Consider the following 26781-nt stretch of genomic DNA (forward strand, 5'->3'; position numbering starts at 1 on the left):
TATCATCAATAATATTTTTAAATTAATAAATCCTTTAAAATCAAGGCTTCGAAGTATGTTTTTTTTTTATCTCTGTCTGTACATATAACATTATACAAAAAACAAAAAACAACTAATATAACAATATTTTTGATTTTAATTTCACATAGAAATTTTTTATTAATAGAATTTACTTGACAAAACTCAATTTTTCTTCTAAAATATTTATCTGAAATATAGATATTTTTAGGAGGTGAAAAAATGAAAAGAACTTACCAGCCAAATAACAGAAAATACAAGAAGGATCATGGGTTTAGAGCTAGAATGGCAACTAAAAACGGAAGAAAAGTATTGAAGAGAAGAAGAGCAAGAGGAAGAAAAGAATTATCAGCATAAAACCCGGTGATCTATTACACCGGGTTTTTAAAGATTTAAGGACTATTTTAGGGAGTTAAACATTATGATAAATTTAAAAAAAAATAGGGAGTTTCAAATAATTTATAATTCAGGACAAAAATCATTTGGTTATTACTCTCTTATTTTTTTTAAAGAAAATAATGAGCCAATTAACAGATGTGGTTTTGTCGTTAGTAAAAAAACCGGAAACGCTGTTTGTAGAAACAGATTGAAAAGATTATTTAGAGAATATTATCGTTTGAATGAAAAAAATTTAAAAGAAGGCTATGATATAATTTTTGTAGCTAAAAGAACAGCCGGAGAAAAGTTTAAAACTTTAAGTTTCGAGGAGATGAAAAAAGATCTTGATCGTGTTCTTAAAAATTCTAAACTATTTAAAAAATAGTTTAATGCATATCTTGAAAAAAATTATCTTAGTCATAATAAGATTTTATCAAAAATATATTTCAATATTTTTGGGGAAAAATTGTATATTCCAACCAACTTGCTCAAAGTATACATACGATGCAATTGAAATTCATGGAATTTTGAAGGGAAGTTATCTAGGAATAAAAAGAATTTTGAGGTGTCACCCTTATTCTCAAGGAGGATATGATCCAGTGCCACCAGCTAAAAAATGCGGAGGAAAAAAATAAGATGGAATTTTTATACAAAATATTCGAACAAATATTGATTTTTTTAAATGGAATAACAGGAAATTTTGGATTAGCTATAATTGGTTTAACGATTTTAATTAAATTAATTTTATTACCACTGACATTAAAACAAGATAAATCAATGAAGAAAATGAAGCAACTTCAACCTATATTAGAACAATATAAGGAAAAATATGGGCATGATAAAAATTTACTAAATCAAAAAACAATGGAATTATATAAAGAAAAAAATGTTAATCCTGCAGGAGGATGTTTACCTCTAGTTTTCCAATTGCCTATTTTGTGGGCTCTATTTGGAGTTTTAAGAGTGGAAAGAGGAATTGTTCCAGCTGAAGGATTTTTATGGATGAATTTATTACAACCAGATCCATACTATATTTTACCTGTTTTAAATGGTATAATAGCATTTGTTCAACAAAAGTTAACTGGAACAGACAGTAATCCTCAAATGAAACAAATGATGTATATCTTCCCTGTAATGATGATTTTTATTTCTTATAAAATGCCAGCTGGATTACAAATATACTGGTTAACATCAAGTTTAGCAGGAGTATTACAACAATATTTCATAATGAAAAAAGGAGATTAAATTAAAGTTATGGAAAATATAATCGAAATCAAGGCAAGTAGTAGAGAAGTAGCTAAAACTAGAGCTATTAAAATATTGGAAGTTGCTGCTGATCAGATTGTTCAAATTATTGAGTTAGAAAAACCTAAATCGTTTTTTGGGTTCTTTGCTAAAGATGGATTATACAAAATAGAAGTTAGCAGAGATATAAAAAAAGATGAGGTTGAAATTCCAAACGAAAAAGAAGAGACAATCCAAGTTGTAACAAAACCAATAGAAGAAAAAAAAGAAACAAGAGAAAAAGAGATTATCTCTTTAGCTCAAGAACTTTTACTTAAAATGGGATTAGACTTACAAGTTGAAGTTTTAAGATTAGATGGAAAAAATTGTGTTATCAATCTATTTGGAGAAGATAATGGAATTATTATTGGAAAAAAAGGGAAAACGCTAAATAGTTATGAATATTTATTGAATACATTGATCAAAGATGTAAGAATAGATGTTGACGTTGAAGGATTTAAAGAGAAAAGAAATGTCACTTTAAGAGATTTAGCTAGAAAAATGGCTGAAAAAGCAATGAAAACACCAAAGCCAATTAGATTGAATCCAATGCCACCAAGAGAAAGAAAAATAATTCATGAAGTTGTTAACAAATATTCAGAATTAGATACTTATAGCGAAGGAAAAGACCCTAAAAGATATATTGTTATTAGAAAAAAGAAATAGGGGTGAGTTATATGTTTGATACTATTGCTGCCATATCAACTCCTAGAGGAGAAGGTGGAATAGGAATTGTTAGAATGTCAGGAAGTGATGCCTTATGTATACTAACAAAAATATTTAAACCTATATCAAAAAAAGAAGTAAAAGAATTAAAAAACTTTACTATAAACTATGGTCATCTATATGATGGTGAAACTTTAATTGATGAAGTTTTAGTATCTATAATGAAAGGGCCTAACACTTATACAAAAGAGGATATAGTTGAAATAAATTGTCATGGTGGGTTTTTAATAACAGAAAAAGTATTAGAACTGGTATTAAAAAGTGGTGCTAGAATTGCTGAGATAGGTGAATTTACAAGAAGAGCATTCATGAACGGTAGATTGGACCTAACTCAAGCGGAAGCTGTTATAGACCTAATTCACGGCAAGACAGATAAAAGTATCTCTTTATCTTTAAATCAACTGAGAGGTGATTTGAAAGAACAAATAGAGATCTTAAAAAAACAACTTTTGGATGTTTCAGCACATGTAAATGTAGTGCTAGATTACCCTGAAGAGGGAATTGATGACCCATTACCAGATGATTTAGTTGATAACTTGCATAGTGTAATAAACACAACAGATACTTTAATCAAATCTTATAATAAAGGAAAAATGATTAAAGAGGGTGTAAAAACAGCTATAGTAGGAAAACCAAATGTAGGAAAATCTAGTTTATTAAACTCTGTTCTTAGAGAAGAGAGAGCTATTGTAACACATGTAGCAGGAACAACTAGAGATATTATTGAAGAGGTTATCAATTTAAACGGAATTCCATTAGTTTTAGTTGATACAGCAGGAATAAGAAATACAGATGACTTAGTTGAAAACATTGGAGTTGAAAAATCTAAAGAGTTAATAGATAAAGCTGATTTGATTTTATTTGTTGTAGATAACTCTAGAGAGTTAGACGATGAAGACATGAAAATTCATGAAAGAATTAATTCTGATAAAGTTATTGGTCTTATAAATAAAACAGATGTTGAATCTAAGCTTGATACGACACCATTAACAAAAATAAAAAAATGGATTAAAATATCAGCATTAGAGAAAATTGGAATAGATGCAATGGAAGATGAAATTTACAAATATATTGTATCTGGACATGTTGAAGATAGTTCAGAAAAGTTAGTGATAACAAATGTGAGACATAAATCAGCATTAGAAAAGACAAAACAGGCTGTTGAAAATATATTTGAAACAATAGACATGGGGTTACCTATGGACTTGATTGCTGTGGATTTAAAAGAAGCGTTAGATTCATTGTCAGAAGTAACAGGAGAAATTAGTAATGAAGATTTGCTAGACCACATCTTTAGTAATTTCTGTGTAGGGAAATAAAGATATGTTAGCCACGGATTATTGTCTGTGGCTAATATTTTTTTGACATTTATTTTTATGTATATGGACAAAAATAAAGGAGAGAACAAATGAGTTTTAAGTATGATGTAATTGTAGTTGGTGGAGGACATGCTGGAGTGGAAGCAGCATTAGCTAGTGCTAGATTAAATAGAAAAACTTTACTTTTTACTTTGTGTTTAGATAATATTGGAATGATGTCTTGTAATCCTTCAATAGGTGGACCAGGAAAAAGTAATCTAGTAGCAGAAATAGATGTATTGGGTGGAGAAATGGGAAGACACACAGATCAGTACAATCTTCAGTTAAAACATTTAAATACTAGTAAAGGTCCTGCAGCAAGAATAACAAGAGGACAAGCAGATAAATTTTTGTATAGAACCAAAATGAAGTCTTTATTAGAAAAAACTGAAAATTTAGAAATAATGCAAGATAGTGTTGATGAAATATTAGTTGAAAATGGAGAGATTAAAGGAGTAAAAACAGCACTGGGAATTGAATATCTATCAAAAGCAGTTGTTTTAGCAACAGGAACATTTTTACAAGGAAGAATTGTTATAGGAGATGTAAAATATCCTGCTGGAAGAATGGGAGAAAATTCTTCAGAAAAACTTTCTGAAAGCTTAAAAATTCATGGAATTATAATGGAGAGATATCAAACAGCAACTCCTCCAAGAATAGACAAAAGAACCGTTGATTTTTCGGTTATGAAGGCATTGTATGGAGAAGAACATCCGAGATATTTTTCAATCTATACAGAGAAAGAGAAAAATAGTATTGTTCCAACGTGGCTAACACATACATCTGAAAAAACATTGGAAGTGACAAAGGAGCTGTTGAAATTTTCACCTATAGTTTCAGGAATTATTGAAACACATGGCCCAAGACATTGTCCGTCATTAGATAGAAAAGTTTTAAATTTTCCTGACAAATATGATCATCAAATATTTTTAGAATTAGAGTCAAGTGAATCAAATGAGCTGTACGTGAATGGATTGACAACTGCAATGCCACCATTTGCCCAAGAAGCTATGTTAAAAACAATAAAAGGACTTGAAAATGCAAAAATAATGAGATATGGTTATGCAGTAGAATATGATTATGCTCCAGCATCTCAATTGTATCCAAGTTTAGAAAGTAAAAAAATAAAAGGGCTTTATTTTGGAGGACAAATCAATGGAACTTCAGGATATGAGGAAGCTGCAACTCAAGGTTTCATAGCAGGAGTGAATGCTGCTAGAAAAACTTTTGATAAAGAGCCGGTTATATTTGATAGAAGTGAAGGATATATTGGAGTTTTAGTTGATGATATCATTCATAAAAAAACTCCGGAGCCCTATAGAGTTTTACCATCAAGATCTGAATATAGATTGACTCTTAGATTTGATAATGGATTTATGAGATTATTAGATAAAGCCGAAGAGATAGGAATCGTTTCAAAAGAAAAGATAGAATTTTTAAAAAAATCTAGAGAAAATGTATATAATGAAATCGAAAAAATAAAAGAAACAAAAGTAGCTATGAAGGATGCTAATGATATTCTTGAAAAAAAAGGAGCAATTCAAAGATTAACAAAAGGTGTTCAAGCAAATGAGTTGTTAAAATTTAAAGAAGTTTCTTACGATGATTTGGCAGAACTGCTTCATATACCCGAGTATCCTGAATTTGTAAAAAATCAGATTGAAACTATGATAAAATATGAGATTTTTATAGAGAGAGAAAAGGAACAAATAGAAAGATTTAAAAAATTAGAGGCTTTATCTATTCCCAAAGAATTTGATTTTTGTCAGGTCACAGGAATATCAAATATTGCTAGAGCTGGATTAAATGATGTAAGACCACTATCTATTGGTGAGGCGTCTAGAATAAGTGGAGTGACAGGAAATGATATTGCATTACTACTTGCAACCTTAAAAAAACAATAGTACTACGAACAGAAATAAAAACTATAAATAAAATGTTTAAAGCATTTATATTTATAGTTTTTTTGTTATTATATATCTATATTTTAAAATGGAGGAAAATTATGATTATAAGTGATTACCATATACATAGTGATTTTTCGGGAGATAGTGTTGAAAAATTAGAAAAAATAATCAATAGAGCAAAAGAATTAGAATTAAAAGAGATTGCAATAACAGATCATATGGATTTAGATATAATTGATGGAAAAAATGGTTTAAACTTTATATTGGATTTAGATACTTATATTCCTAAATTACAAGAGTTAAAAGAAAGACATAAAAAACAGTTAGAAATAAAAATAGGAATGGAGTTTGGTATTCAAAAACATTTAGGAAAAAAAGCAAAAGAGATAATAGAAAAATATCCATTTGATTTTATAATTTCTTCAGTACATAGTGTGGATAGACTGTTATTAGACCAAAATACTTTTTGGGAAGACAAGAGTAGGGATGAGGCTCACGAAAAATATTTTTTTGAAATACTAAAAAGTATAGAAAGTTACAACAACTTCTGTGTTCAAGGACATCTTGATTTTATTACTAGATATGGTGCTCTTGACAAAAAAGGTTTTATAGACTATATAAAATATAGTGATATAATCGATGAAATATTCAAAAAATTAATTGTAAAAAATAAAGGGATTGAAATAAATACATCAGGGATTAGATATATGGAGAATAGATTTTATCCTTCAGATAAATTAATTAAAAGATACTTTGAATTAGGTGGAGAGATTATAACGATAGGTTCAGATTCACATAAGGCATCGGATATAGGAAAAGATTTTAAAAGAGCTTACGATTTTTTGCAGAGTATAGGTGTAAGATACATATCTTCCTTTGATAGTATGGAAGCAAGTTTTAAAAAAATAAAATAGTTTCTTAAAAGAAGGTGATTATGAACAAAATAAAAAAAACAAAAGGACTAACTTTTTTGGAAACAATTATAACATTGGTAATTATATCTGGAGTTAGTTTTTTTTTATTTATAAAAATATCAAAGGATAATGAAAAAAAAGATTTGGAAAAATCTAGAAGAATTTTTCAAGAACTATTTTTTAGATACTCAAGAAAATCTTTTTATGAGAATAAAATATTTAAAATAGACATTCATTTAGTTGATAAAAAAGTTGTGATTAAAACCTTCTCTAAAGATGTTTTGGAAGAGATAAAGTTGCCTCAAAAAATAAAATATGAAATTATATATGGGAATATGAGACATAGAATTTTTAATATAGAGACAACAAAAAATGGAAATTTAAATAAGGCATTTACTTTATATAATTTTGGATATAAAGGAGATGTGCAAAATAGAATAGCTTTCTATGTTTTTCAAAAAGAAAAAATTTTAAAAATAAATACTTATTTAAATAATAATATAAAAAATATAAATTACGAAAACATTTTAAATTATCACTACTCAGCAGATGGTCAAAATAGAATTGGTTGGATTGAGGAGGATTAAATTGATGAAAATGAAAAATTTAAAATTATTATTGTTGAGTATTATTTTAATTAAAGTTGTTGGTCATAATAATTTAAAAATTCAAAAACACATCAGGGTTTCGACTGAAAATTCTAAAAATCAATTTAAAGTATTGAAGATAGAAAGGTTGTGAAGATGGAAGAGAATATTTATTTTAAAAGGGATATTTTAGAAATAAAAGATATAGAGGAAGAGAATTTATATCAAGAGCATATTTTGAAATATATAAATGATTTAGTCCTCTATTCTTTAAAAAATGGTGGATCAGATATTCATTTTGAATCTCGAGAAAAAGATTTGAGGGTAAGAGTTAGAATAGACGGAACTTTAAAAGAATTTCAAGTTTTTAATAAATCGTTTGGAATAAAGATTTTATCCAAAATAAAAATTTTAACTGAACTAGATATAGGGGAGAAAAGATTACCACAGGATGGAAGATTTAAAGGGAAATATGGAGAAGAAGAGATAGATTTTAGAGTTTCTTTTATCCCAACAATTTTTGGAGAAAAATGTGTAGTTAGAATTTTAATTAACAATGCTTCAAAATTAGACTTAAATACTTTAGGATTTAATAACCAAAATTTAAAAACTATTTATGAGGCAATTGAAAGAAAAAGTGGTTTATTACTATTTTGTGGACCGACAGGAAGTGGAAAGACAACAACTCTTTACTCCATAATAAATTATTTAAACAAAGAAGAGGTAAATATAGTGACAATAGAGGATCCAATAGAATATCAATTATTAGGAATTAATCAAATTCAGTGTAAATCAGAAATTGGTTTAAATTTTTCTACAATCTTGAGAAGCGTGTTGCGACAGGATCCAGATATAATTTTAATTGGAGAGATTCGTGATTTTGAAACAGCTGAAATAGCTTTAATGGCTTCTTTAACGGGTCATTTAGTTTTAAGTACCCTACATACGAAAGATTCAATTTCTGCTATAGATAGATTGGTAGGATTTGGAATTGATAAATATACAATTGCCTCAGGTCTTTCTTTAGTTCAAAGTCAGAGATTAGTAAGAAAAATCTGTAAGATTTGTTTTGGTAAGGATATTAATTGTGAAAAATGTAATGATGGTTTTAAAGGCCGAGAAGCAGTAGAGGAGATTATATTTTTTAATGAAGAGATTAGAAAAATTTTAATCGAAGAAAACAGTAGTAAAAAATTAAAAGAATACTTAAAAAAAAATAATTTTAAAAGCATTTTAGAAAATGGAAAAGAAAAAATAACAAAAAAAATAACGACAGAAAAAGAAATAATTAAAGAGTGTTCGATATGAATATATACACCTATCGAGGCTTTGATTCAACAAAACAAATATTTCAAGAATCTATTCTTGCTAAAGATAAAGTTGAGTTTGAAAATTATTTAAAAGTAGAAAATAAAAAATTAATGCAAGTAGTGAGTATAAAAAAATTTAAAAAATTGAAAGAAAATGATTTGAAAAATTTTTATTTAAATTTAGGGCGACTTTTAAATGCAGGAATACCGATAAAAAAAGCAATTGAATTTCAAAATGATTCTGTAACAAATATATACTTAAAAGCAAAATATAAAAAAATTTATGATAGATTGAATTTAGGTGAAGATGTTTTTAAAATATTAAAAGAGGAGGAGATGGTCAATGATGCAGAATTATTAATAGCATATGTAGCTAACAATATAGGAAAAATGAGTGAAGGATTTTTAAAAATATCTCAATTAAAAGAAAAAAAACAAAAATTAAAAAAAGAGATACAAACAGCGTTATCGTATCCAATGTTTATTTTATTCGTATCGACAGTAATAATAATATTTATATTTTATCTGATTGTTCCTAATTTTATATCGGTATATGAATCCTCACAAAAATCACTCCCAACTTTAACAAAAATAATTATAAATTTATATAGTATAACATCAAAATACTATCACTTCATACTAATATTTTTAACACTTTCAACAATTTTAACTTGTAAATATTTCAAAAAAAATAATTCATTACTAAAAATACCCATTTTAAAATATTTTTTTATAGAAAAATATATAATAAATATTTTAGAAAACATTTCATTGTTATTAAAATCTGGAATCGGAATTGACAAAAGTATAGATATCGTTTTGGATACTATAGAAAATAAGTATATCAATCAAAAATTTTTATCATTAAAAAATATAAAAAATGGAAAAAATCTATCCTCAATATTACTTAATATTAAAGAGTTTTCTCAATTGGAAATAAATATGATAAAAGTGGGAGAAGAGAGTGGAAAAGTTCCTTCTATGTTAGAGGAGATTGCCAAATATAGACAGGAGAATTTGAATATAAGAATAAAAATATATCTTAATTTAGCAGAACCAATTTTATTATTGATAATAGGATTAATTATTAGTTGTTTTGTAATTGGATTGTATCTTCCAATTTTAAATATGTCAGAAATAATTCAAATCTAGGAGGAAATATGAGAAAAGAAAAAGGATTTAGTGTTATTGAAATTGTTTTGGTACTGGGAGTTATTGGAATTTTAAGTAGTTTTATTGTTCCGAAAACAAGAGATTATTTAGCTATGGCAAAAGATTCAAAAGTTATAAATACTTTAAACAGTTTACGAATGGCTTCGGAGAGTTATTATTTAGAAAAAGGAGAATATGCATTTGAAGGAGAAAATAAAACATTGGTAGATGCCTTACCTAATTTATCAAAATATATGAGAGATAGTTTGAAAGTTGAAAGTGATAAGATATTGTTAGAAATTGGGGGAAGTAAAAAAATGGAAGAAAGTGAAGAAAGTGTAGTCTACGGAGGAAAAGTAGAAGTGTATATAGACAATAATAAAGAAATCGTATTAAAACCTTTTGGTGAGGTTGGAAATTTTAATATGAGAGGAGAAGAATGGTCAAAAATGTAATATATATAGCTATTTACTTATGCTTTTTCTTGATAATTAAAAAAGATATAAAAGAAAAAATTATTCCAAATAAATACAATTTACTGCTGCTAATTTTGGGATGTTTGTTAGGTAAAATAGATTTAACACTTACAAAACAATTGCTTGGAGCTTGTGTATATTCATCGCCATTCATGCTTATTTATGGATATGGAAGTGATCTGTTAGAAAAAGAATGTCTTGGGTTTGGAGATGTTAAACTAGCCTTTTCTATAGGATCATTGATAGGATATAATGGGTTTTATGGAGTTTTAATATATTTAAATTTAACATTTGTTGGAGCTTCATTATTTTATATTGGTTATTATATTTTGAAAAAAGAAAAAATATCTGAAATTGCTCTAGGGCCATTTTTAATTTTTGCATATATATTTGAACAGTTTGGGAGTCTATATGTTTAAAAATAAGGGAATAACGTTTATAGAAACACTTGTTTCTTTTGGGATAATTTTGGTTTTAATAAACCCAATATATTATGGAACAATTATTTTAAAAAAAAATATGAATAGAATTGAAAGTTATCATATATTAGAAAATGATATGGAGAAAGCTAGAGCATTTTATAAAAGAAATGGGGTAGAAAGAGAGATGAAAACATTAGAAAAAAACTCTGAACTATCATTAAAAAAAATATTTTTAGAGAATGGATTAGATAAAATTGAGATATTGATAAAAAATAACAGTTTAGAGAGAAAGAGTGTAATATATGTATATAGACAAAAATAAAGGGTTCTCTTTTATTGAAATAGTTCTCATGACAACATTACTTTCAATCGTTTTTCAAAATTTATATTTATACTTAAATATTTTAAATAAAGAAAAAATTTTATATTCAAAAAAAATGTCTATAAAAATGAAGAGTGATCCTATATTTATAAAGATTCAAAATTCTATATATGAATCATTAGACTATAAGATATATGAAAATTATAGACTTCCAAATCAAATAGATTATTCACAAAAAAGCAAAGATATTGGAAATATATTGATTATTGAAAAGTATTCTTTTATAGGCGAGGATAACTATAGAGATGCTGAAGTATATCATTTTAGTGATGGAGTTGTAAAAAGTGCTAGAGGTAAGATATCTTCAAAAAATATAGTCCTATTAGAATTAGATTCAATGGAGGATATTTTAAGAAAAATTAATTGTAAAATTTATTTAGAAGAATTTGGAATTGCGATAAGGGGAAATTTTTTAAATGAAGAATTCAAAAAAGATATTAAAAAATAGAGGAATAGCATTGCCATTGACATTATTTGTTTTGACAACAATGATTTGGATTTTTTCAATCCATTTAATTTTTTATAAAAATGAAACTGAAAGTGTAATTGAATTAAAAAATTACAATAATAAATATTGGAATATTGAAAATTTATCGGATTTAGCAGAATATGAGATTTTTAAAGCTGATCAAGCAGTAAATAAAAATGAATATAGAGATGTTTTAGAGTATTTTGAAGGGCATGAAAAAATCTGGATAAAACAAAATTTAATTTCAAAAAGTGGATACAGTGTAAACTGGATAAAGAAAAATAATATTTTAATAGAGGGTGAGTTAAAACTATCTCCAAATCAAAAAAATATATTAACTATTCAATTAATAAAAAAAGCCAACCTAGAAAATTTAGAGATTCATTTTAAGGTAAATATTTTATATGAATACCAAAAAGGAGAAGTTTCTTTTGAAAAAAGTAGTGAAAGAAAGATTATAGATTTTGGAGTTGAATGCTTATAATGAAAAAATTAGAAATTAATGAAAGAGGAATTATTTTATGGGAAAATGACGAAATATTAAATCAAGGAATATATTCGGAAATAAAAGATATTTTATATGAGGTCTATGAAGTGATATCCATATTTGATGAGTTGGGAAAAATAAACTTAGATATAAAGATAGATTTAGAAGAAGAAATTTTGATATCGTTGGAAGAGTTGATAAAAAATAAAAAAGGAATATTGGAAAGTAAAAATAAAAAATCAGCCTTAAAACAGTATTTAATAATCATAATAATTTTACTTTTAGAGATTCTTATAGGGATATTTATTTATTTAAAGTCTGTAGGAGTGGAAAAAAAAATTATAGCTTTAAAAAATTCTAATATAATTTTAAAAGACGAAATATTTAAAGAAAATCAAATTTTTAGAGAGATTAAACTTGAAGAACCAGAAAAAGAAGTTTTTATAAAAAATAATATAAGTGATTTATTACAATTTTTTTCAAAAGTGTTTTTTAAGATATCATATATTGAAACACTAGAAATAATAGATAAAAAAATTATAATAAAAGGTTATTCTGAAAATTTGAGAGATGTTATTCAAATAAAAAATGATATAGAAAATCATAAATATATAAATAGTTCTCAATTAGATTTTATCAAAAAAGAGGGGGAGTATATATTTTATTTGATAGAGTTAGAGATAGATTGAAATACAAAAATAAAATATTTCTATTGCAGGTAGTAATTATCCTAACCGGCATTTATATTCTAATTTTTTTACCATTTTTAAAATTTAACAATCTTAAATTATCCCTGTTAAAATATGAAAAAGAACATTCAGCTCTTTTAATAAATCAAAAGAAACAAAAAGTTTTAATTCAAGAAGAGAAAGAAAATATTCAAATAAAAAAAGAAAATTTAAAAGAAGTTGAAGATGAAATATTTGACTCATCTAGTGAAGGGTTAAGTTTTATAGGTCAAATACTGATTCATTATGATATAGAGCTTTTAGTTATAGGGAGGGAAGACTCTACTTCACTAGAAAATCTAAATATTAAAAATAAAATATATTTAAATGTTTTAGGAGATGAAAAAGCAATCTATGGGCTAATTAAAGCTATTGATAATGCAGATAAACAGATAACAATTTTAAAAGAAGGTATACTTTTAGAAAAAAATGAAAAAAATTTAGAATTAAAAGCGAATATTATGTATATAAGTAAAAATAAAAAAACTGAATTAAACTATTCAGGTTATGAAAATGAAATATTTAAGAAAAAAAATAAAAGAGAGATTGGAAAAAAGAGGAGAATATTGTAATGAATATAAAAATTTTATTTTTATTATTTTTAATTCAAGTTAATCTATTTACTATAGAATATTATCCAAAAGAATTAGATATAAAAGAGACTCCTCTTTCAGATGTTTTTGCCCATTTAGCAAAACATTCAAAATATACAATAATAGGAGATTCGTACATCAATAATTTAAATGTAGATGGTTATTTTAAAAAGGGAACTAGTATAGAAGAGATATTGGAAGTTTTACAAAAAACTTATGGATTAAATAGAGTGAAAAGCCGAGATACAATTATATTCAGAGGAAGAAAATCTGAGAATAAGGATATGTTGGTAGGAAAAGTTATAGATCAAAATACAAATCAAGAGTTAGAGGGTGTAAAAATTGTTTTAAAAAGAGGAGAGAATTTAGAATATTATAGTGGAGAACAAGGTGAGTATATTGTAGACAATATAGTTATAGGGGCCTATTTTATATCTGTGCTTTCATCTGATTACTCTTATGATGGAGACTTCATAGAGGTAAAAGAGGGGATAAATAGATTTGATATCTATGTAAGAAAAAAAAATAAAAAAAAATCACAAAATATAGAGGAAGAAAGGCATCAAAAAAACAAAAAAGATGATATAATAGAAAATATTTCATTGGAAAATTTAAGTCATACCGAAATAGAAAAAATATTAAAAGAAACATTTGAGGAAAAATTAAAAATATCAACAAGTCCGGGAAATAATTCAATAATTTTATTTGGAAAAGGAGAGTATATCTATTCTGCTAAGAATCTTATAAAGAAATTAGATAGAAGAAAAAAACAAGTGAGAGTTACTGCTGAAATTATAGATGTTAAAGAAAATCTTTTTGAAAGTCTTGGTTTTACTTGGGCTTATAACAGCCAAAAGAACTTAACAGAAATAAATAATGGGTTATCTGTTGGAGCTTTAACAGGAGTATCAGTTGATGGATTGGGAGAAATTTTAGGAAGTTCATTAAATTTTGTAGGAAAATTTAATAATGGAGATGATGTTTTAAGTATGACTCTTAATCTTCTGGAAACAACACAGGATTTAAAAATAAATGCACTCCCATCAATAATATTATTAAATGGTGAAAGTGGTTTATTAAAAATGATTGAAGAGGTAATAGTGGGTGAAGAAAAGCAAGAGAGTAATAACAATGATATTGTGAATTACGAACCTATATTTAAAGAGGCAGGAATTATTTTAAAAGTATTGCCACTGATTAAAGAGGATGAAAGTATTTATCTAGAGATAGACTTAGAAGCAAGTGATTTTAAATTAAAAAAATCATTTAAACCTGACAATGAAAATTCAGGAACATTTAATTCTGATGGCGGATCAAAAGTATCTAGGAACTTGAAAACGAAAGTTCGACTAAAAAATAAAGATACTATTCTAATTGGTGGATTGAAAAGAAAAATAGATCAAAAGATAAATAGTAAACTTCCTTTTATAGGAGATGTTCCTGTTGTCGGGAACCTTTTTAAAAATAAAACAAGTAGATTGGAAAATACAGATTTATATATAAAATTAAAAGCGGAAATAATAGAGGAGAATTTAAGATGAAAAAAAGTAGATTAGAAGAGATACTTAATAGTTTTGGAGAGTTAAGAGTAGCGGTAGTTGGAGATATGATGTTGGATGATTACCTGATAGGAACAGTTGAAAGAATATCACCAGAAGCACCAGTTCCTGTAGTATCTGTAAAAGAGGAAAGATTTGTGCTTGGTGGTGCAGCAAATGTGGTAAATAATCTTTCAACATTGGGAGCAAAAGCTGTATGTTTTGGTGTTATTGGAGAAGATTTCGACGGAGATAGATTAATTAATGAATTGGAAAAAAAATTAATAGAAACATCTGGTGTTGTCAGAAGTACGACAAGACCTACAATAGTAAAAAGAAGAATAATCGGTGGAAATCAACAGTTATTAAGGTTAGATTGGGAAGATGCAAGACCAATTTCAGCTGATTTGGAAGAGTTATTAATAAAACAGATAGAAGAAAATTTGGATGGGCTTAATGCCGTGATATTATCTGATTATGATAAAGGTGTTTTGACACCAAAGGTTGTTAAAAGAATAATTTCTTTATGTAGAGAAAAAGGAATAATAGTTACAGTAGACCCTAAACCAAAAAATGCAATGAATTATGTGGGAGCAACTTCTATGACACCAAATAGAAAAGAAGCGATGGAGTGCTTGGGTAAAAAATCATTCGAGGACATATTGGATATTGGAAGAGAATTAAAAGAGAAACTCCAATTAAATAATTTACTTTTAACAAGAAGTGAGGAGGGAATGAGTTTATTCCAAGAAGATGGTATTATAAATATACCAACTTATGCAAAAGAAGTCTTTGATGTTACAGGGGCAGGAGATACAGTTATATCTGTATTTACATTAGCTTGCGCAGCAGGTGTAACTTTGCATGAGGCTGCTAAAATAGCAAATACGGCTGCAGGAGTTGTTGTTGGTAAGATGGGAACGTCGACAGTGACGAAAGAAGAGATTTTAGATTTTTATAATAGAATTTATAATGAGTGGAAGTAGGAGAATTTTATGATGAGAATAGGAAATGGGTATGATGTTCATAAACTTGTAGAGGGAAGAAAGCTAATTCTAGGTGGGGTAGAAATACCTCACTATAAAGGTGTTTTAGGGCATTCTGATGGAGATGTTTTAATTCATGCTATAATGGATGCATTGCTTGGTGCTTTAGCTCTAGGAGATATAGGACAACATTTCCCAGATACTTCAAATGAATTTAAAAATATTGATAGTATGATTTTATTGAAAAGAGTTTTTGAATTGATAAAGGCGGAGGGGTATGTAGTTGGAAATTTAGATTCCGTTATTGTTGCTCAAAATCCAAAATTGAAATTACACTTAGATTTAATGAGAGAAAGAGTTGCGAAAACTTTAGAAACAAATATTCAAAACATAAGTATAAAAGCAACAACTGAAGAGAAACTTGGATTTACAGGAACAGAAGAAGGAATAAAATCGTACTGCACAGTACTTTTATTGAAAAAAAACATAAAATAAAAAATCCAAAAAATAGTTGCATTAGTGAATAGATTGTGCTATACTAGTGTTGTCTTCAAGGAAGCATAGCTCAGTTGGGAGAGCACCTGCCTTACAAGCAGGGGGTCACTGGTTCAAGTCCAGTTGTTTCCACCATAATTTGGGGGTGTAGCTCAGTTGGTTAGAGCGCATGCCTGTCACGCATGAGGTCGCGAGTTCGACCCTCGTCACTCCCGCCATGCCCAGATAGCTCAGTCGGTAGAGCAGGGGACTGAAAATCCCCGTGTCGGTGGTTCGATTCCGCCTCTGGGCACCATTTAATTTAATAGAAGGCGACGTCGCCAAGTGGTAAGGCAGAGGTCTGCAAAATCTCTATTCACCAGTTCAAATCTGGTCGTCGCCTCCAATTTTAAGATTATAACAGCTTTAGGGCTGTTTTTTTTTATTCTTTGTGCTATAATTGAAAAAAAATTAACCATAAAGAGGTAGTGTATGAAAAAAATAATTATGATATACTTTATACTAATAGCATTGGTTTATGGACAAGAAAAGCAGTTGATATTTGAAGATGTACCCAAAAATCATTGGGCATATAAAGCTATAGAAAATCTTGTAAATGAAGGAATAATATCAGAAAATAGTTTTTTATTTAGAGGAGAGTTTCCTGTATCAAGATATAGTTTTGCTGAAGGATTAAATAGATCTTTTGAAACATTGAATGAAAAAAAAGCAAATAGAGGTGATCTGGTTATATTAGAAAGTTTAGTATATGAATTTTCTAGAGAGTTAACTAGAGTTGGATTTGATTCAGAAACTTTTAGTGGAAAAATTGAAAACATCAAAATTGATATCGAGTTCATAAGAAAAAAAAATGATGAAACTCAAATTCAGGTAAATGAACTGAAAAAAAGAGTGGAAGCTTTAGAAAAAAATGCTGGTATTTAATTTAAAGTTGGAGGTATAAATATGAAAAAATTATCATTTGATTACTCAAATGCTCTTGGATTTTTTAATGAAAATGAATTAGCTTTGATGGAAGCTCAGTGTAAGACTGCAACAGAAACCTTGATGGAAAGAAATGGGGCAGGGCAAGATTTCTTAGGCTGGATAGATTTACCTACAAATTATGATAGAGATGAATTTGACAGAATAAAAAAGGCAGCGATAAAAATAAAAAATGATTCAGAGGTTCTTATCGTGATAGGAATAGGTGGATCATATTTAGGAGCTAGAGCAGCTATTGAATTTTTATCTCATACATTTTATAACAATCAGCCAAAAGAGTCGAGAAAAGGTCCAGAAATATATTTTGCAGGACAGAATATATCTGGAAAATATATAAAGGATTTATTAGAGATTATAGGGGATAGAGATTATTCTATAAATGTTATTTCTAAATCTGGAACAACAACAGAACCCGCAATAGCTTTTAGAATTTTTAAAAAACACCTAGAAGAAAAATATGGAGTGGAAGAAGCTAGAAGAAGAATTTATGCCACAACAGATGCACAGAAAGGTGCACTTAAAAAATTAGCTACAGATGAGGGATATGAAACATTTATAGTGCCAGATAGTGTGGGAGGAAGATTTTCTGTTTTAACAGCAGTAGGACTATTGCCAATAGCTGCGTCAGGAATTGATATAGATGACTTAATGACAGGTGCTAGAGATGCCCAAAACGATTATATGGTTCCATATGCTCAAAATGATTGTTTAAAATATGCAACTATAAGAAACATTTTAAATAGAAAAGGTAAAGAGATTGAGATGCTGATAAACTATGAACCAAGACTTCATTACATAGGTGAATGGTGGAAACAATTGTTTGGAGAGTCTGAAGGAAAAGATGGAAAGGGATTGTTCCCAGCAGCCGCAGATTTTTCAACTGACTTACATTCAATGGGACAGTATATTCAAGATGGTAAAAGAGTTTTAATAGAAACACTTGTTAATATAGAAATGCCTGAATGGGACATACTAATCGAAGAGGATAAACTAGATTTAGATGGATTAAATTACTTGGCAGGAAAAGGAATGGATTTTGTAAATAAAAAGGCATCTCAAGGAACGGTTTTGGCCCATGTAGATGGAGGGGTTCCAAATCTAATAGTAAGTCTTCCAGAAGCAACTCCTTACCATTTAGGATACATGTTTTATTTCTTTGAAAAAGCTTGTGGAATAAGTGGGTATTTATTGGGAGTTAATCCTTTCGATCAACCGGGAGTAGAAGCTTATAAAGCAAATATGTTTGCTTTATTAGGAAAAAAAGGTTTTGAGAAACAGGCAGAAGAGCTAAATAAAAGATTGAGTAAGTAATTAAAAGAGCTGAAATTCAGCTCTTTTTAATTTACAAAGATATTAAATTGTCGTAAATCACGATTTATGATAAAATCCTCACTTCTAAAATTTATATTTGAAATTTTAAAATACGCTTTTTCATAAAAACGGATATTTCTAAATTCAAAAAGTCCATCACTATTTGTTGTAACTTTACTAATAAGTTTATTGTTTGAAGCATTGATAAGTTCAATTTCTAAATTTTTTAAAAAATTATTTCTATCAACCAAAGCTCCAGAAATATAAAAAGTTTTCTCTTGAAGAATTATAGAAATATCATTTATAAACTTTTCATTTTTTATTAAAAGTGAAGTTCCATTCCCGTAATATCCTATTTTTTCAGCAAAGATTGAAATAAGTCCAACTTCTCCTTCAAAATAGAAGATTCCATTTGAATTTGTTTTTATATTTTCAAGATTTTCCCCTATTTTAATTTTAACATTAGCATCTTTTATAAAATCTCCATTATCAGAAAAAACTTTTCCATAAATAGATATTTTGTTATTGGTCATACTTAAAATTAAAGGTTTTGGTTTGTTAAATATATAGTCAACGAAATAATTGTCACCCAAAAGAGAGGTATAACCGTTTTTTTTAACAGAAACTCGATACTTATTCTTCTGAAGTTGAATATTAAAACTACCATTAATATCTGTTTTTACACTTTTAACTTTATTAGTACTATCGTGAAAAGAAACAGTAGCATTTCCTAAACGAAATTCTTTATCTGTAACAAATCCATGAATATTTACAAAGTTAGTATTTCCAAGGATAACTAATGAGAAAAATATAAAAAAAAGTATAGAAAATTTAAGTCTCATAAAACCTCCGATACATCAATGTTATAATTTTAATTATATCACTTTTTTGATTTTATATGCTATAATTATTAATAAAAATATATTTTTATGGAAGGTGATTATTTTGGTTGATGATATAATAAATGAGAGAGAAAAAGCAAAGTTACACTTCATAAAGATTCAAAGTCAAAAATTAGATTATTTGGGTGAATTTAAAGAGAATATAATAGTGGCGTTAGAAAAGCAAGAGATTGAAAGAAACATTATTCATAATGAGATAAAAGAAGCTATGAGTGATTCTAGAGCAGTTCTTCTAAAACTTAGAAGAGATATACCGTTTGATTGTATAAAACCGTATATAGAAGAAGCTGAAAAAATAGGGTTAAGATATACTTTGGTAGACGATATAACATTCAGAGGAAATATAGGTCTTGTTGTAGTTTCACAAGAACCTTTAGACAATGAAGATAAAAATGTTGTTGTTGAAAGTGCAGCAAAAGTTTTTATAGATGCTGGATTGAGCGAAGGATTTATATATGCAGAAGGACAAAAAATATGTCCAGAACATTATAAGGAGTTAGAAGAGAAACTACCAGAATATTTAGATAGATTTCAAGAGATGAATTTTTTTGATAGATTATTTGGAAAGGTTTGTCCAATAGATAGATTTGATAAAAAGGAGAGATAAGGTGAGTATAGAGGCATTTAGAATAATAGGCGGAAACAAAATAGAGGGAGAATTGTCGGTAGAAGGAGCTAAAAATGCAGCGCTACCAATATTCGTAGCAACTTTAGTAGAAAAAGGTACTTATATTTTAAATAATGTTCCTAATTTAAGAGATATTTCAACACTAGTTCAACTTTTAGAAAGTTTAGGATTAGAAATTGAAAAAACAGGAGATCACTCATATAAGATTGTGAATAATGGATTAAAATCTTTAGTAGCATCTTATGATTTAGTAAAGAAAATGAGAGCATCTTTTTTGGTTATGGGACCTATGTTAGCACATGAAAAAAAAGCAAGAGTTTCTTTACCTGGAGGATGTGCTATTGGATCAAGACCTGTAGACTTACATTTAAAAGGATTTGAAGCCTTAGGCGTTAAAATAAATATAGACCATGGATATGTTGAGGGTGAAACAGAGGAATTAATTGGTGGGAAAGTTGTTTTTGATTTTCCAAGTGTGGGAGCAACAGAAAATGTAATTATGGCAGCTGTTAAAGCAAAAGGAAAATCAGTAATTGAAAATGCGGCCAGAGAGCCAGAGATAGATGATCTTTGTAATTTTTTGAATAAAATGGGAGCAAAGATAACAGGGATAGGAACAGGAAGACTTGAGATAGAGGGTGTAGAAAAACTTTATCCATGCGAATATTCAATTATTCCAGATAGGATAGTAGCTGGAACATTTATTGTGGCTTCGTTAATGTTTGATGGAGCTATAACAGTAAATGGAGTTATCAGAGACCATATAGAAAGTTTTGTATCAAAATTAGAAGAAATGGGGGCTGTATTTGAGATTGAAAATGGAGTTTTAAAAACTAAAACAAAATTAAAAGATTTAAAATCAGTAAAAGCAACAACAATGCCACACCCTGGATTTCCAACAGATTTACAATCTCCAATGATGACATTGATGTGCTTAGTTGATGGAACAAGTGAAATAAAAGAAACGATATTTGAAAATAGATTTATGCACGTACCAGAACTTAATAGAATGGGTGCAAGTATCTCAACAGATTCAAATATAGCAAGAATAGATGGAATAGAAAAATTTTCGTCTGCAAGAGTTATGGCAAGTGATTTAAGAGCTGGAGCATCTTTAATATTAGCTGGATTATTGGCAGATGGAGAAACTATTGTCGATAGAATATACCATGTAGATAGAGGATATGAGAATCTTGAAATAAAATTAAAAGCTCTTGGAGCAAATATAGAAAGAATAAAAGTTGAAATATAAGGAGAAAAAATGGAAAAGGTAATAGGAATAAATCCGGTAATTGAGTTGTTACAAAACAAGTCAAACAATATTGAAAAAATTGAAATATTTAAAGGGATGAGAGAAGAAAAACTTGGGAAATTAAAAGCTTTAGCTTCAGCAAGAAATATAAAAATATTTCCAGCAAGTAAAAAAGAAGAGAATTCACAAGGTGTTGTAGCTTATTTGAATGATTATGACTACTATGTTGAATTGGGTGAGTTTATTGAGAAAATAGCAAGGGATGAAAAGTCAATCGTTTTAATCTTAGACGGAGTACAAGATCCAAGAAACTTTGGAGCTATAATAAGAAGTGCTGAAATATTTGGTGTAAAAGGGATAATTATTCCAGAGAGAAACTCTGTAAAAATAAATGAAACAGTTATAAAAACATCAACTGGAGCAATTGAACATGTTGATATCGTAAAAGTTACAAATATTTCAGATGCAATAGAAAAATTGAAAAAATTAGATTTTTGGATTTACGGAGCGGAAGGATCTGGAAATAAATATTATTATGAGGAAAAATTCCCAAATAAAACAGCTTTAGTTTTAGGAAGTGAAGGGGAAGGTATTAGAAAAAAAGTGAAGGAAAATTGTGATATTTTAGTAAAGATTCCTATGCACGGAAAAATAAACTCATTGAATGTATCTGTAGCTGGTGGAATAATCCTTTCAGAAATTGCGAAAAATTTATATTAAATAAAGAAACCTGTGGAAGTACAGGTTTTTTTATGCTATATTATGAGATAAAAAAATAAAGGTAATGGGGTGAAAAAATGAGAGAATACAACTTTGGAGAAATTGAAGCAAAGTGGCAAAACAAATGGAAAAAAGAAGGGTTATTTAAAACAGAAAATAAAGTAGATGGGAAAGAAAACTACTATGTTTTAGAGATGTTACCATATCCATCGGGAAAGCTCCATGTAGGGCATGCTAGAAATTACACGATTGGTGATGTTATTGCAAGATATAAAAGAATGAAAGGGTTAAATGTACTTCACCCTATGGGATGGGATTCTTTTGGTCTTCCAGCTGAGAATGCAGCAATACAAAATGGTGCACATCCTGCTGTTTGGACAAAATCAAATATAGATAATATGAATAGACAACTTAAAATGATGGGACTTTCATATGATTGGGATAGAGAAATTGCCTCATACACACCTGAATATTACAAATGGAATCAATGGATATTTAAAAGAATGTATGAGAATGGATTGGTTTATAAAAAAAAATCAACTGTAAATTGGTGTCCTGAATGTCAAACTGTTTTGGCAAATGAGCAAGTAGAAGATGGAATGTGCTGGAGACATTCTAAAACTCCGGTAATTCAAAAAGATTTAGAGCAATGGTTCTTTAAAATAACAGAATATGCAGATGAACTTTTAGAAGGACACAAAGAATTGAAAGATGGTTGGCCAGAAAAAGTTTTAACTATGCAAAAAAACTGGATAGGAAAATCATATGGAACAGAGGTAAATTTTAAGGTGTTGGAAAATGGTGAAAATTTACCAGTATTCACAACAAGAGTGGATACTTTATTTGGAGTTACATACGCTGTAATAGCACCAGAGCATCCATTGGTAGATGAAATCTTAAAAAACAACATAGAGTTAAAAGAAGCTGTTTTAGCTATGAAAAATACGGATATGATTGAAAGAACAGCAGAAGGAAAAGAAAAAAATGGAGTCAATACAGGTTGGCATGTTATAAATCCAGTCAATGGCGAAGAGGTTTCTTTATGGATAGGAGACTATGTTTTAATGAATTATGGAACCGGAGCTGTAATGGCCGTTCCAGCACATGATGACAGAGACTTTGCTTTTGCAAAAAAATATGAACTACCAATTAAGGTTGTTATAAATCCAATTGATAAAAAAACAAAACAAGAGATTAAAATTGTTGCAGAAGAGATGGAAAATGCTTTTATAGGAACAGGTATAATGACAAATTCATCTGAGTTTAATGGGATAACATCTAAAGATGCAATTATAAAAATAGCAGAATACGTTGAAGCAAATATATATGGAGAAAGAACTGTAAAATATAGATTAAAAGATTGGGGAGTTTCAAGACAAAGATATTGGGGAACACCTATTCCAGCATTATATTGTGAAAAATGTGGGGTTGTAATGGAAAAGGATGAAAATCTTCCGGTACTTTTACCAACAGATATTGAGTTCACAGGGAATGGAAATCCGATCGAAACTTCTGAAAGTTTTAAGCATGCAATTTGTCCTTGTTGTGGAGGAGAAGCTAGAAGAGATACGGATACTATGGATACATTCGTAGACTCATCATGGTATTTTTTAAGATATTGTGACCCTAAAAACACTCAACTACCTTTTGCAAAAGAAATAGTTGATGGATGGTCTCCTGTGGATCAATATATAGGTGGAATAGAGCATGCAGTTATGCATTTGCTATATTCAAGATTCTTCCATAAAGTGCTAAGAGACTTAAATCTTTTATCAACAAATGAACCTTTTAAGAGATTATTAACTCAAGGAATGGTTTTAGGACCATCATATTATTCGGTTGCAGAAAACAGATTTTTGTATGCAGAAGAGGTTGAAATCAGAGGAACTCAAGCTTTCTTAAAAACTACTGGAGAAGAGTTACAAGTTAAAGTAGAAAAAATGTCAAAATCTAAAAATAATGGTGTAGATCCAGAAATTATGATCACTAAATATGGAGCTGATACCACAAGATTATTTATAATGTTTGCGGCACCACCAGAAAGAGAATTAGAGTGGAATGAAAATGGACTTGCTGGATCGGCTAGATTCTTAAATAAAGTATGGAGACTTGTCCTTGAAAATAAAGAATACTTAGCAAATAAAGATGAGATAGACTACTCAAAATTAAGTAAAGAAGATAAAGCGTTGGTAAGAAAGCTACACCAAACAATAAAGAAGGTAACGGATTCAATAGAAGCAGACTATCATTTTAATACTTCTATAGCAGCAACAATGGAGCTATTAAATGAAATGCAAGATTTTAGATCTCAAATACTAGGAACAGATAAAGAAACTTCTGAATCAAGAAAAGTATTTAGAGAAGCTATGATAAATGTTGTAATTATGTTATCACCATTTACACCTCATTTCTGTGATGAGTTATGGGAAGAGATGGGAAATCAAGGGAACTTGTTCTTTGAGGCTTGGCCAATACATAAAGAAGAATTAACAATTGCTGATGAAATTTCAGTTGCAGTTCAAGTTAATGGTAAATTGAGAGGAACTTTAGAAGTTGATAGAAATGTTTCTAAAGAGGATTTAGAAAATCAAGCTCTTGAAATAGAAAATGTAAAGAAATTTATAGAAGGACAAACAGTTATAAAAATAATTGTTGTTCCAGGAAAAATAGTTAATATAGTAGTTAAATAAAAACTAGAGAGATCTTTGATCTCTCTAGTTTTTTTTGAATCGATCCCAAAAATTAGGTTTTTGAGCTTCTTTCATTTTTTTATTCTCAGCTTGTTCCTTGTGGTAGTTTGACCAATTTGGATTATTTTTCATATTTTGTTTCATTTGCTTCATATAGTTGTAGGTCGCTTTTGTATTTTTATATTTTGTTATAAAATTATGTTTAATATCTTTGAATGTTTGGTACACACCTCCAAAAAATCCAGTAATTTTTTGAATGAATCTGCTAAAGTGTGTAAATTTATATATCTCTTTACAATTAGGACAACGATATTTAGCAACTTTATCCATAATTTTCATTTTACCTTTACACTTAGGGCAGGTAATAATAATTTTTTTCATATTTAAAACTCCTCCTAGTTATTATAAATCTCTTTGATTAAATGTTCGTATATTAAATTATAATTGAGACTTAATTCGTTCCAAATCTCTTCAGATTTAACACCTTGAGAAACCAACATATAAAAGCCATTTTCAAACTTTTTTAGACAGTGTTTAGCAGTGTTTAAAAAAAGAGTTTCTTCAGGATTATATATTAAATCAAGTATGAAGTCAAAATTTTGAATAACCTCCTTCTTTACAGGAGATATGTTAACATTTGGAAAAGTTCCAATGGGAGTAGCGTTAATAAGTAAAAATCCTGATGTATCCAAAAGATCATCATATGAAATGACAGAAACGGAATTAAATTCTAGTCTAGTTTTATCCGGAGTTCTTGAAACTATAACAGGGATTCCGTTGGAATCTAAAACAGCTTTAATTGTAGCCTTGGCTGCTCCGCCACTTCCTAAAATAACAATTTTTTTATTTTTTAAAATCAATCCCATTTTATGAAAAGTTTTAATAATACCATAATAATCTGTATTATAACCTTTTAATTTACCATTTTCTAGCTTTACACAATTAACTGCATTTATACTTTTAGCTTCTGGAGATAACTCATCTAAATATTTTATTACGCTCGTTTTATACGGTGTAGTAACATTGATTCCCTGAATTTCTTTTGTTTTTATCTTTTCTAAAAGATTAGAAATTTCAGTTTCAGATATATCAAAAATCTTATAAACTCCATCAATATTAGAAAAGTTAAAAATATGATTGTGTAATATTGGGGAAAAAGTATAAGAAATATTTTTTCCTAAAAGTCCAAATGTTTTCATAAAAATCACCTCTTAATTAAATTATAGTATTATTTTTTTTAATAAACAATGATATTATTAAAAAACAATTAAAATAAAATTTTAGAGAGGGGTATATAAATGGTTGAATTAAAAAAAATACATATGTTTAAAATGTTTAAAAATATTTCTCAAACGGAAATAGAAGATTTATTGTCAAAAATAAACTTTGATATAGAAAATATAAATAAAAATGATTCTTTTTTATTTAGAGGTGAAGAGCTAAATGGATTATATCTCATTATAGAAGGTGAAGTGAGTGCTGAGATGTTAAAAGAAAGTGGAGAGATTCAAAAAATTGAGAATCTAAAACAAGGAGATATAGTGGCGTCAGCTTTTATCTTTGGTGAAAAAAATATTATTCCAGTGGATTTAATAGCGTTGAGGAATACGAAAATTTTACATATTAATAAAGTGAATCTTTTAAAGTTATTTAGATTTAATGAATTAATTTTGATTAATTTTCTTAATGATATTTCAAATAAAACACAATTTTTATCAAATAAAGTTTGGAAGAATTTTAATAAAAAAAGTATAAAGGAAAAAGTTTTAGACTATGTTTTAGAAAATACGGAAAATGATAAGGTTATATTCAAACATTCTATAAAGGAGTTGGCAGAAATATTTAACGTCAGCAGACCATCTCTTTCTAGAGTCATTAGTGGCTATGTTCGAGAAGGTGTGCTCTTAAAAGTTAAAAAAAATATTTTTAAAATTAATAAAGAAAAAATATAATAAAAAAACAAAAAAAATATTGACATGATATAAAATTTGTGGTATTATACTTCTTGTAGCGGGAACAACCGCACAACAAACAGAAGGACATTAACAACCGAATAGAGAAAATAGTCAGAAAGTTGCGGAAGC

32 protein-coding genes and 4 tRNA genes are annotated in these 26781 nt (G+C 28.1%); 33 read left to right on the forward strand and 3 right to left on the reverse strand.

The window, feature by feature from the left end:
- Positions 1–240: 240 nt before the first annotated feature.
- The 28 genes from rpmH to Q0V67_RS05695 all read left to right on the forward strand — a co-directional run bounded on the left by rpmH (position 241) and on the right by Q0V67_RS05695 (position 18505).
- Entirely contained in the window at positions 241–375 is a 135-nt protein-coding gene (gene rpmH / locus Q0V67_RS05560) for a 50S ribosomal protein L34 (protein ID WP_297597823.1), read from the forward strand.
- 64 nt (positions 376–439) lie between these two features.
- The gene (gene rnpA, locus Q0V67_RS05565) at positions 440–781 is read left to right on the forward strand and encodes a ribonuclease P protein component (RefSeq protein WP_297597825.1); all 342 of its coding nucleotides are present in this window, start codon (positions 440–442) and stop codon (positions 779–781) included.
- A gap of 13 nt (positions 782–794) precedes the next feature.
- Positions 795–1031, forward strand: coding sequence for a membrane protein insertion efficiency factor YidD (gene yidD / locus Q0V67_RS05570; protein ID WP_221892222.1), 237 nt, complete (start codon positions 795–797; stop codon positions 1029–1031).
- Position 1032: 1 nt separating this feature from the next.
- Positions 1033–1641 (forward strand): YidC/Oxa1 family membrane protein insertase, encoded by a 609-nt coding sequence (locus Q0V67_RS05575; protein WP_297597828.1) that lies wholly within the window; start codon positions 1033–1035, stop codon positions 1639–1641.
- Between the two features lie 9 nt (positions 1642–1650).
- Positions 1651–2346, forward strand: coding sequence for an RNA-binding cell elongation regulator Jag/EloR (gene jag / locus Q0V67_RS05580; protein WP_297597829.1), 696 nt, complete (start codon positions 1651–1653; stop codon positions 2344–2346).
- Between the two features lie 11 nt (positions 2347–2357).
- Positions 2358–3725, forward strand: a complete 1368-nt coding sequence (mnmE, locus tag Q0V67_RS05585) for a tRNA uridine-5-carboxymethylaminomethyl(34) synthesis GTPase MnmE (protein WP_297597830.1) — start codon at positions 2358–2360, stop codon at positions 3723–3725.
- 89 nt (positions 3726–3814) lie between these two features.
- Entirely contained in the window at positions 3815–5668 is a 1854-nt protein-coding gene (mnmG, locus tag Q0V67_RS05590) for a tRNA uridine-5-carboxymethylaminomethyl(34) synthesis enzyme MnmG (protein WP_297597831.1), read from the forward strand.
- A 101-nt stretch (positions 5669–5769) separates the two neighbouring features.
- Entirely contained in the window at positions 5770–6585 is an 816-nt protein-coding gene (locus Q0V67_RS05595) for a histidinol-phosphatase HisJ family protein (RefSeq protein WP_297597833.1), read from the forward strand.
- 20 nt (positions 6586–6605) lie between these two features.
- The gene (locus Q0V67_RS05600) at positions 6606–7172 is read left to right on the forward strand and encodes a hypothetical protein (RefSeq protein ID WP_297597835.1); all 567 of its coding nucleotides are present in this window, start codon (positions 6606–6608) and stop codon (positions 7170–7172) included.
- 1 nt (position 7173) lies between these two features.
- The gene (locus Q0V67_RS05605) at positions 7174–7326 is read left to right on the forward strand and encodes a hypothetical protein (protein WP_297597837.1); all 153 of its coding nucleotides are present in this window, start codon (positions 7174–7176) and stop codon (positions 7324–7326) included.
- 2 nt (positions 7327–7328) lie between these two features.
- Positions 7329–8480 carry a GspE/PulE family protein gene (locus tag Q0V67_RS05610; protein ID WP_297597838.1) on the forward strand — a complete coding sequence of 384 codons (1152 nt, stop codon included), beginning with the start codon at positions 7329–7331 and terminating at the stop codon, positions 8478–8480.
- Positions 8477–9634 (forward strand): type II secretion system F family protein, encoded by a 1158-nt coding sequence (locus tag Q0V67_RS05615; protein WP_297597840.1) that lies wholly within the window; start codon positions 8477–8479, stop codon positions 9632–9634. Before Q0V67_RS05610 ends, Q0V67_RS05615 begins: the two co-directional genes overlap by 4 nt.
- 8 nt (positions 9635–9642) lie before the next feature.
- Entirely contained in the window at positions 9643–10089 is a 447-nt protein-coding gene (locus Q0V67_RS05620; protein WP_297597841.1) for a type II secretion system protein, read from the forward strand.
- Positions 10074–10529, forward strand: coding sequence for a prepilin peptidase (locus Q0V67_RS05625; protein ID WP_297597843.1), 456 nt, complete (start codon positions 10074–10076; stop codon positions 10527–10529). The genes Q0V67_RS05620 and Q0V67_RS05625 overlap by 16 nt, the downstream gene beginning before the upstream one ends.
- Positions 10522–10854 carry a hypothetical protein gene (locus Q0V67_RS05630; RefSeq protein ID WP_297597845.1) on the forward strand — a complete coding sequence of 111 codons (333 nt, stop codon included), beginning with the start codon at positions 10522–10524 and terminating at the stop codon, positions 10852–10854. The genes Q0V67_RS05625 and Q0V67_RS05630 overlap by 8 nt, the downstream gene beginning before the upstream one ends.
- A complete protein-coding gene (locus Q0V67_RS05635) occupies positions 10835–11362 on the forward strand; it encodes a hypothetical protein (protein WP_297597847.1) in 528 nt (175 codons plus the stop codon). The genes Q0V67_RS05630 and Q0V67_RS05635 overlap by 20 nt, the downstream gene beginning before the upstream one ends.
- Positions 11331–11867, forward strand: coding sequence for a hypothetical protein (locus Q0V67_RS05640; RefSeq protein ID WP_297597849.1), 537 nt, complete (start codon positions 11331–11333; stop codon positions 11865–11867). Before Q0V67_RS05635 ends, Q0V67_RS05640 begins: the two co-directional genes overlap by 32 nt.
- Positions 11867–12559 (forward strand): hypothetical protein, encoded by a 693-nt coding sequence (locus Q0V67_RS05645; protein ID WP_297597851.1) that lies wholly within the window; start codon positions 11867–11869, stop codon positions 12557–12559. The genes Q0V67_RS05640 and Q0V67_RS05645 overlap by 1 nt, the downstream gene beginning before the upstream one ends.
- A complete protein-coding gene (locus Q0V67_RS05650; RefSeq protein ID WP_297597853.1) occupies positions 12556–13170 on the forward strand; it encodes a hypothetical protein in 615 nt (204 codons plus the stop codon). Before Q0V67_RS05645 ends, Q0V67_RS05650 begins: the two co-directional genes overlap by 4 nt.
- Entirely contained in the window at positions 13170–14732 is a 1563-nt protein-coding gene (locus Q0V67_RS05655) for a type II secretion system protein GspD (protein ID WP_297597855.1), read from the forward strand. Before Q0V67_RS05650 ends, Q0V67_RS05655 begins: the two co-directional genes overlap by 1 nt.
- Positions 14729–15715, forward strand: a complete 987-nt coding sequence (rfaE1, locus tag Q0V67_RS05660; RefSeq protein WP_297597857.1) for a D-glycero-beta-D-manno-heptose-7-phosphate kinase — start codon at positions 14729–14731, stop codon at positions 15713–15715. The genes Q0V67_RS05655 and rfaE1 overlap by 4 nt, the downstream gene beginning before the upstream one ends.
- A 9-nt stretch (positions 15716–15724) precedes the next feature.
- Positions 15725–16210 carry a 2-C-methyl-D-erythritol 2,4-cyclodiphosphate synthase gene (ispF, locus tag Q0V67_RS05665; RefSeq protein ID WP_297597859.1) on the forward strand — a complete coding sequence of 162 codons (486 nt, stop codon included), beginning with the start codon at positions 15725–15727 and terminating at the stop codon, positions 16208–16210.
- Positions 16211–16269: 59 nt separating this feature from the next.
- Positions 16270–16345, forward strand: a tRNA-Val gene (locus Q0V67_RS05670).
- Between the two features lie 6 nt (positions 16346–16351).
- A tRNA-Asp gene (locus tag Q0V67_RS05675) sits at positions 16352–16428 on the forward strand.
- 1 nt (position 16429) lies between these two features.
- Positions 16430–16505: transfer RNA gene (locus Q0V67_RS05680), tRNA-Phe, on the forward strand.
- 15 nt (positions 16506–16520) lie between these two features.
- Positions 16521–16595, forward strand: a tRNA-Cys gene (locus Q0V67_RS05685).
- A gap of 86 nt (positions 16596–16681) precedes the next feature.
- Positions 16682–17134, forward strand: a complete 453-nt coding sequence (locus tag Q0V67_RS05690) for an S-layer homology domain-containing protein (protein WP_297597861.1) — start codon at positions 16682–16684, stop codon at positions 17132–17134.
- A 21-nt stretch (positions 17135–17155) separates the two neighbouring features.
- Entirely contained in the window at positions 17156–18505 is a 1350-nt protein-coding gene (locus Q0V67_RS05695) for a glucose-6-phosphate isomerase (RefSeq protein ID WP_297597863.1), read from the forward strand.
- Between the two features lie 26 nt (positions 18506–18531).
- Here Q0V67_RS05695 and Q0V67_RS05700 read toward each other — a convergent pair whose 3' ends face one another.
- Positions 18532–19347, reverse strand: a complete 816-nt coding sequence (locus Q0V67_RS05700; RefSeq protein WP_297597865.1) for a carboxypeptidase-like regulatory domain-containing protein — start codon at positions 19345–19347, stop codon at positions 18532–18534.
- Between the two features lie 94 nt (positions 19348–19441).
- On the opposite strand from Q0V67_RS05700, the gene Q0V67_RS05705 reads away from it, so the two are divergent.
- The 4 genes from Q0V67_RS05705 to leuS all read left to right on the forward strand — a co-directional run bounded on the left by Q0V67_RS05705 (position 19442) and on the right by leuS (position 24697).
- The gene (locus Q0V67_RS05705; RefSeq protein WP_297597867.1) at positions 19442–20014 is read left to right on the forward strand and encodes a DUF1694 domain-containing protein; all 573 of its coding nucleotides are present in this window, start codon (positions 19442–19444) and stop codon (positions 20012–20014) included.
- Between the two features lies 1 nt (position 20015).
- Positions 20016–21287, forward strand: coding sequence for a UDP-N-acetylglucosamine 1-carboxyvinyltransferase (murA, locus tag Q0V67_RS05710; protein ID WP_297597869.1), 1272 nt, complete (start codon positions 20016–20018; stop codon positions 21285–21287).
- A 9-nt stretch (positions 21288–21296) separates the two neighbouring features.
- Positions 21297–22007: a 23S rRNA (guanosine(2251)-2'-O)-methyltransferase RlmB gene (gene rlmB / locus Q0V67_RS05715; protein WP_297597871.1), complete on the forward strand. Its 711-nt coding sequence runs from the start codon at positions 21297–21299 to the stop codon at positions 22005–22007.
- Between the two features lie 77 nt (positions 22008–22084).
- Complete coding sequence (gene leuS, locus Q0V67_RS05720; protein WP_297597873.1) at positions 22085–24697, forward strand: leucine--tRNA ligase; 2613 nt, start codon at positions 22085–22087, stop codon at positions 24695–24697.
- A gap of 24 nt (positions 24698–24721) precedes the next feature.
- On the opposite strand, the gene Q0V67_RS05725 is transcribed toward leuS, so the two are convergent.
- Both Q0V67_RS05725 and aroE read right to left on the reverse strand, forming a co-directional pair.
- Positions 24722–25078 (reverse strand): zf-TFIIB domain-containing protein, encoded by a 357-nt coding sequence (locus Q0V67_RS05725; protein ID WP_297597875.1) that lies wholly within the window; start codon positions 25076–25078, stop codon positions 24722–24724.
- 14 nt (positions 25079–25092) lie between these two features.
- Complete coding sequence (gene aroE, locus Q0V67_RS05730) at positions 25093–25896, reverse strand: shikimate dehydrogenase (RefSeq protein ID WP_297597877.1); 804 nt, start codon at positions 25894–25896, stop codon at positions 25093–25095.
- 99 nt (positions 25897–25995) lie between these two features.
- Between aroE and Q0V67_RS05735 the strand changes: the two genes are divergently transcribed.
- Positions 25996–26649: a Crp/Fnr family transcriptional regulator gene (locus tag Q0V67_RS05735; protein WP_297597878.1), complete on the forward strand. Its 654-nt coding sequence runs from the start codon at positions 25996–25998 to the stop codon at positions 26647–26649.
- The last annotated feature ends 132 nt before the right edge of the window (positions 26650–26781 follow it).

It is taken from the genome of uncultured Cetobacterium sp., assembly GCF_947072685.1.
GTDB lineage: Bacteria > Fusobacteriota > Fusobacteriia > Fusobacteriales > Fusobacteriaceae > Cetobacterium_A.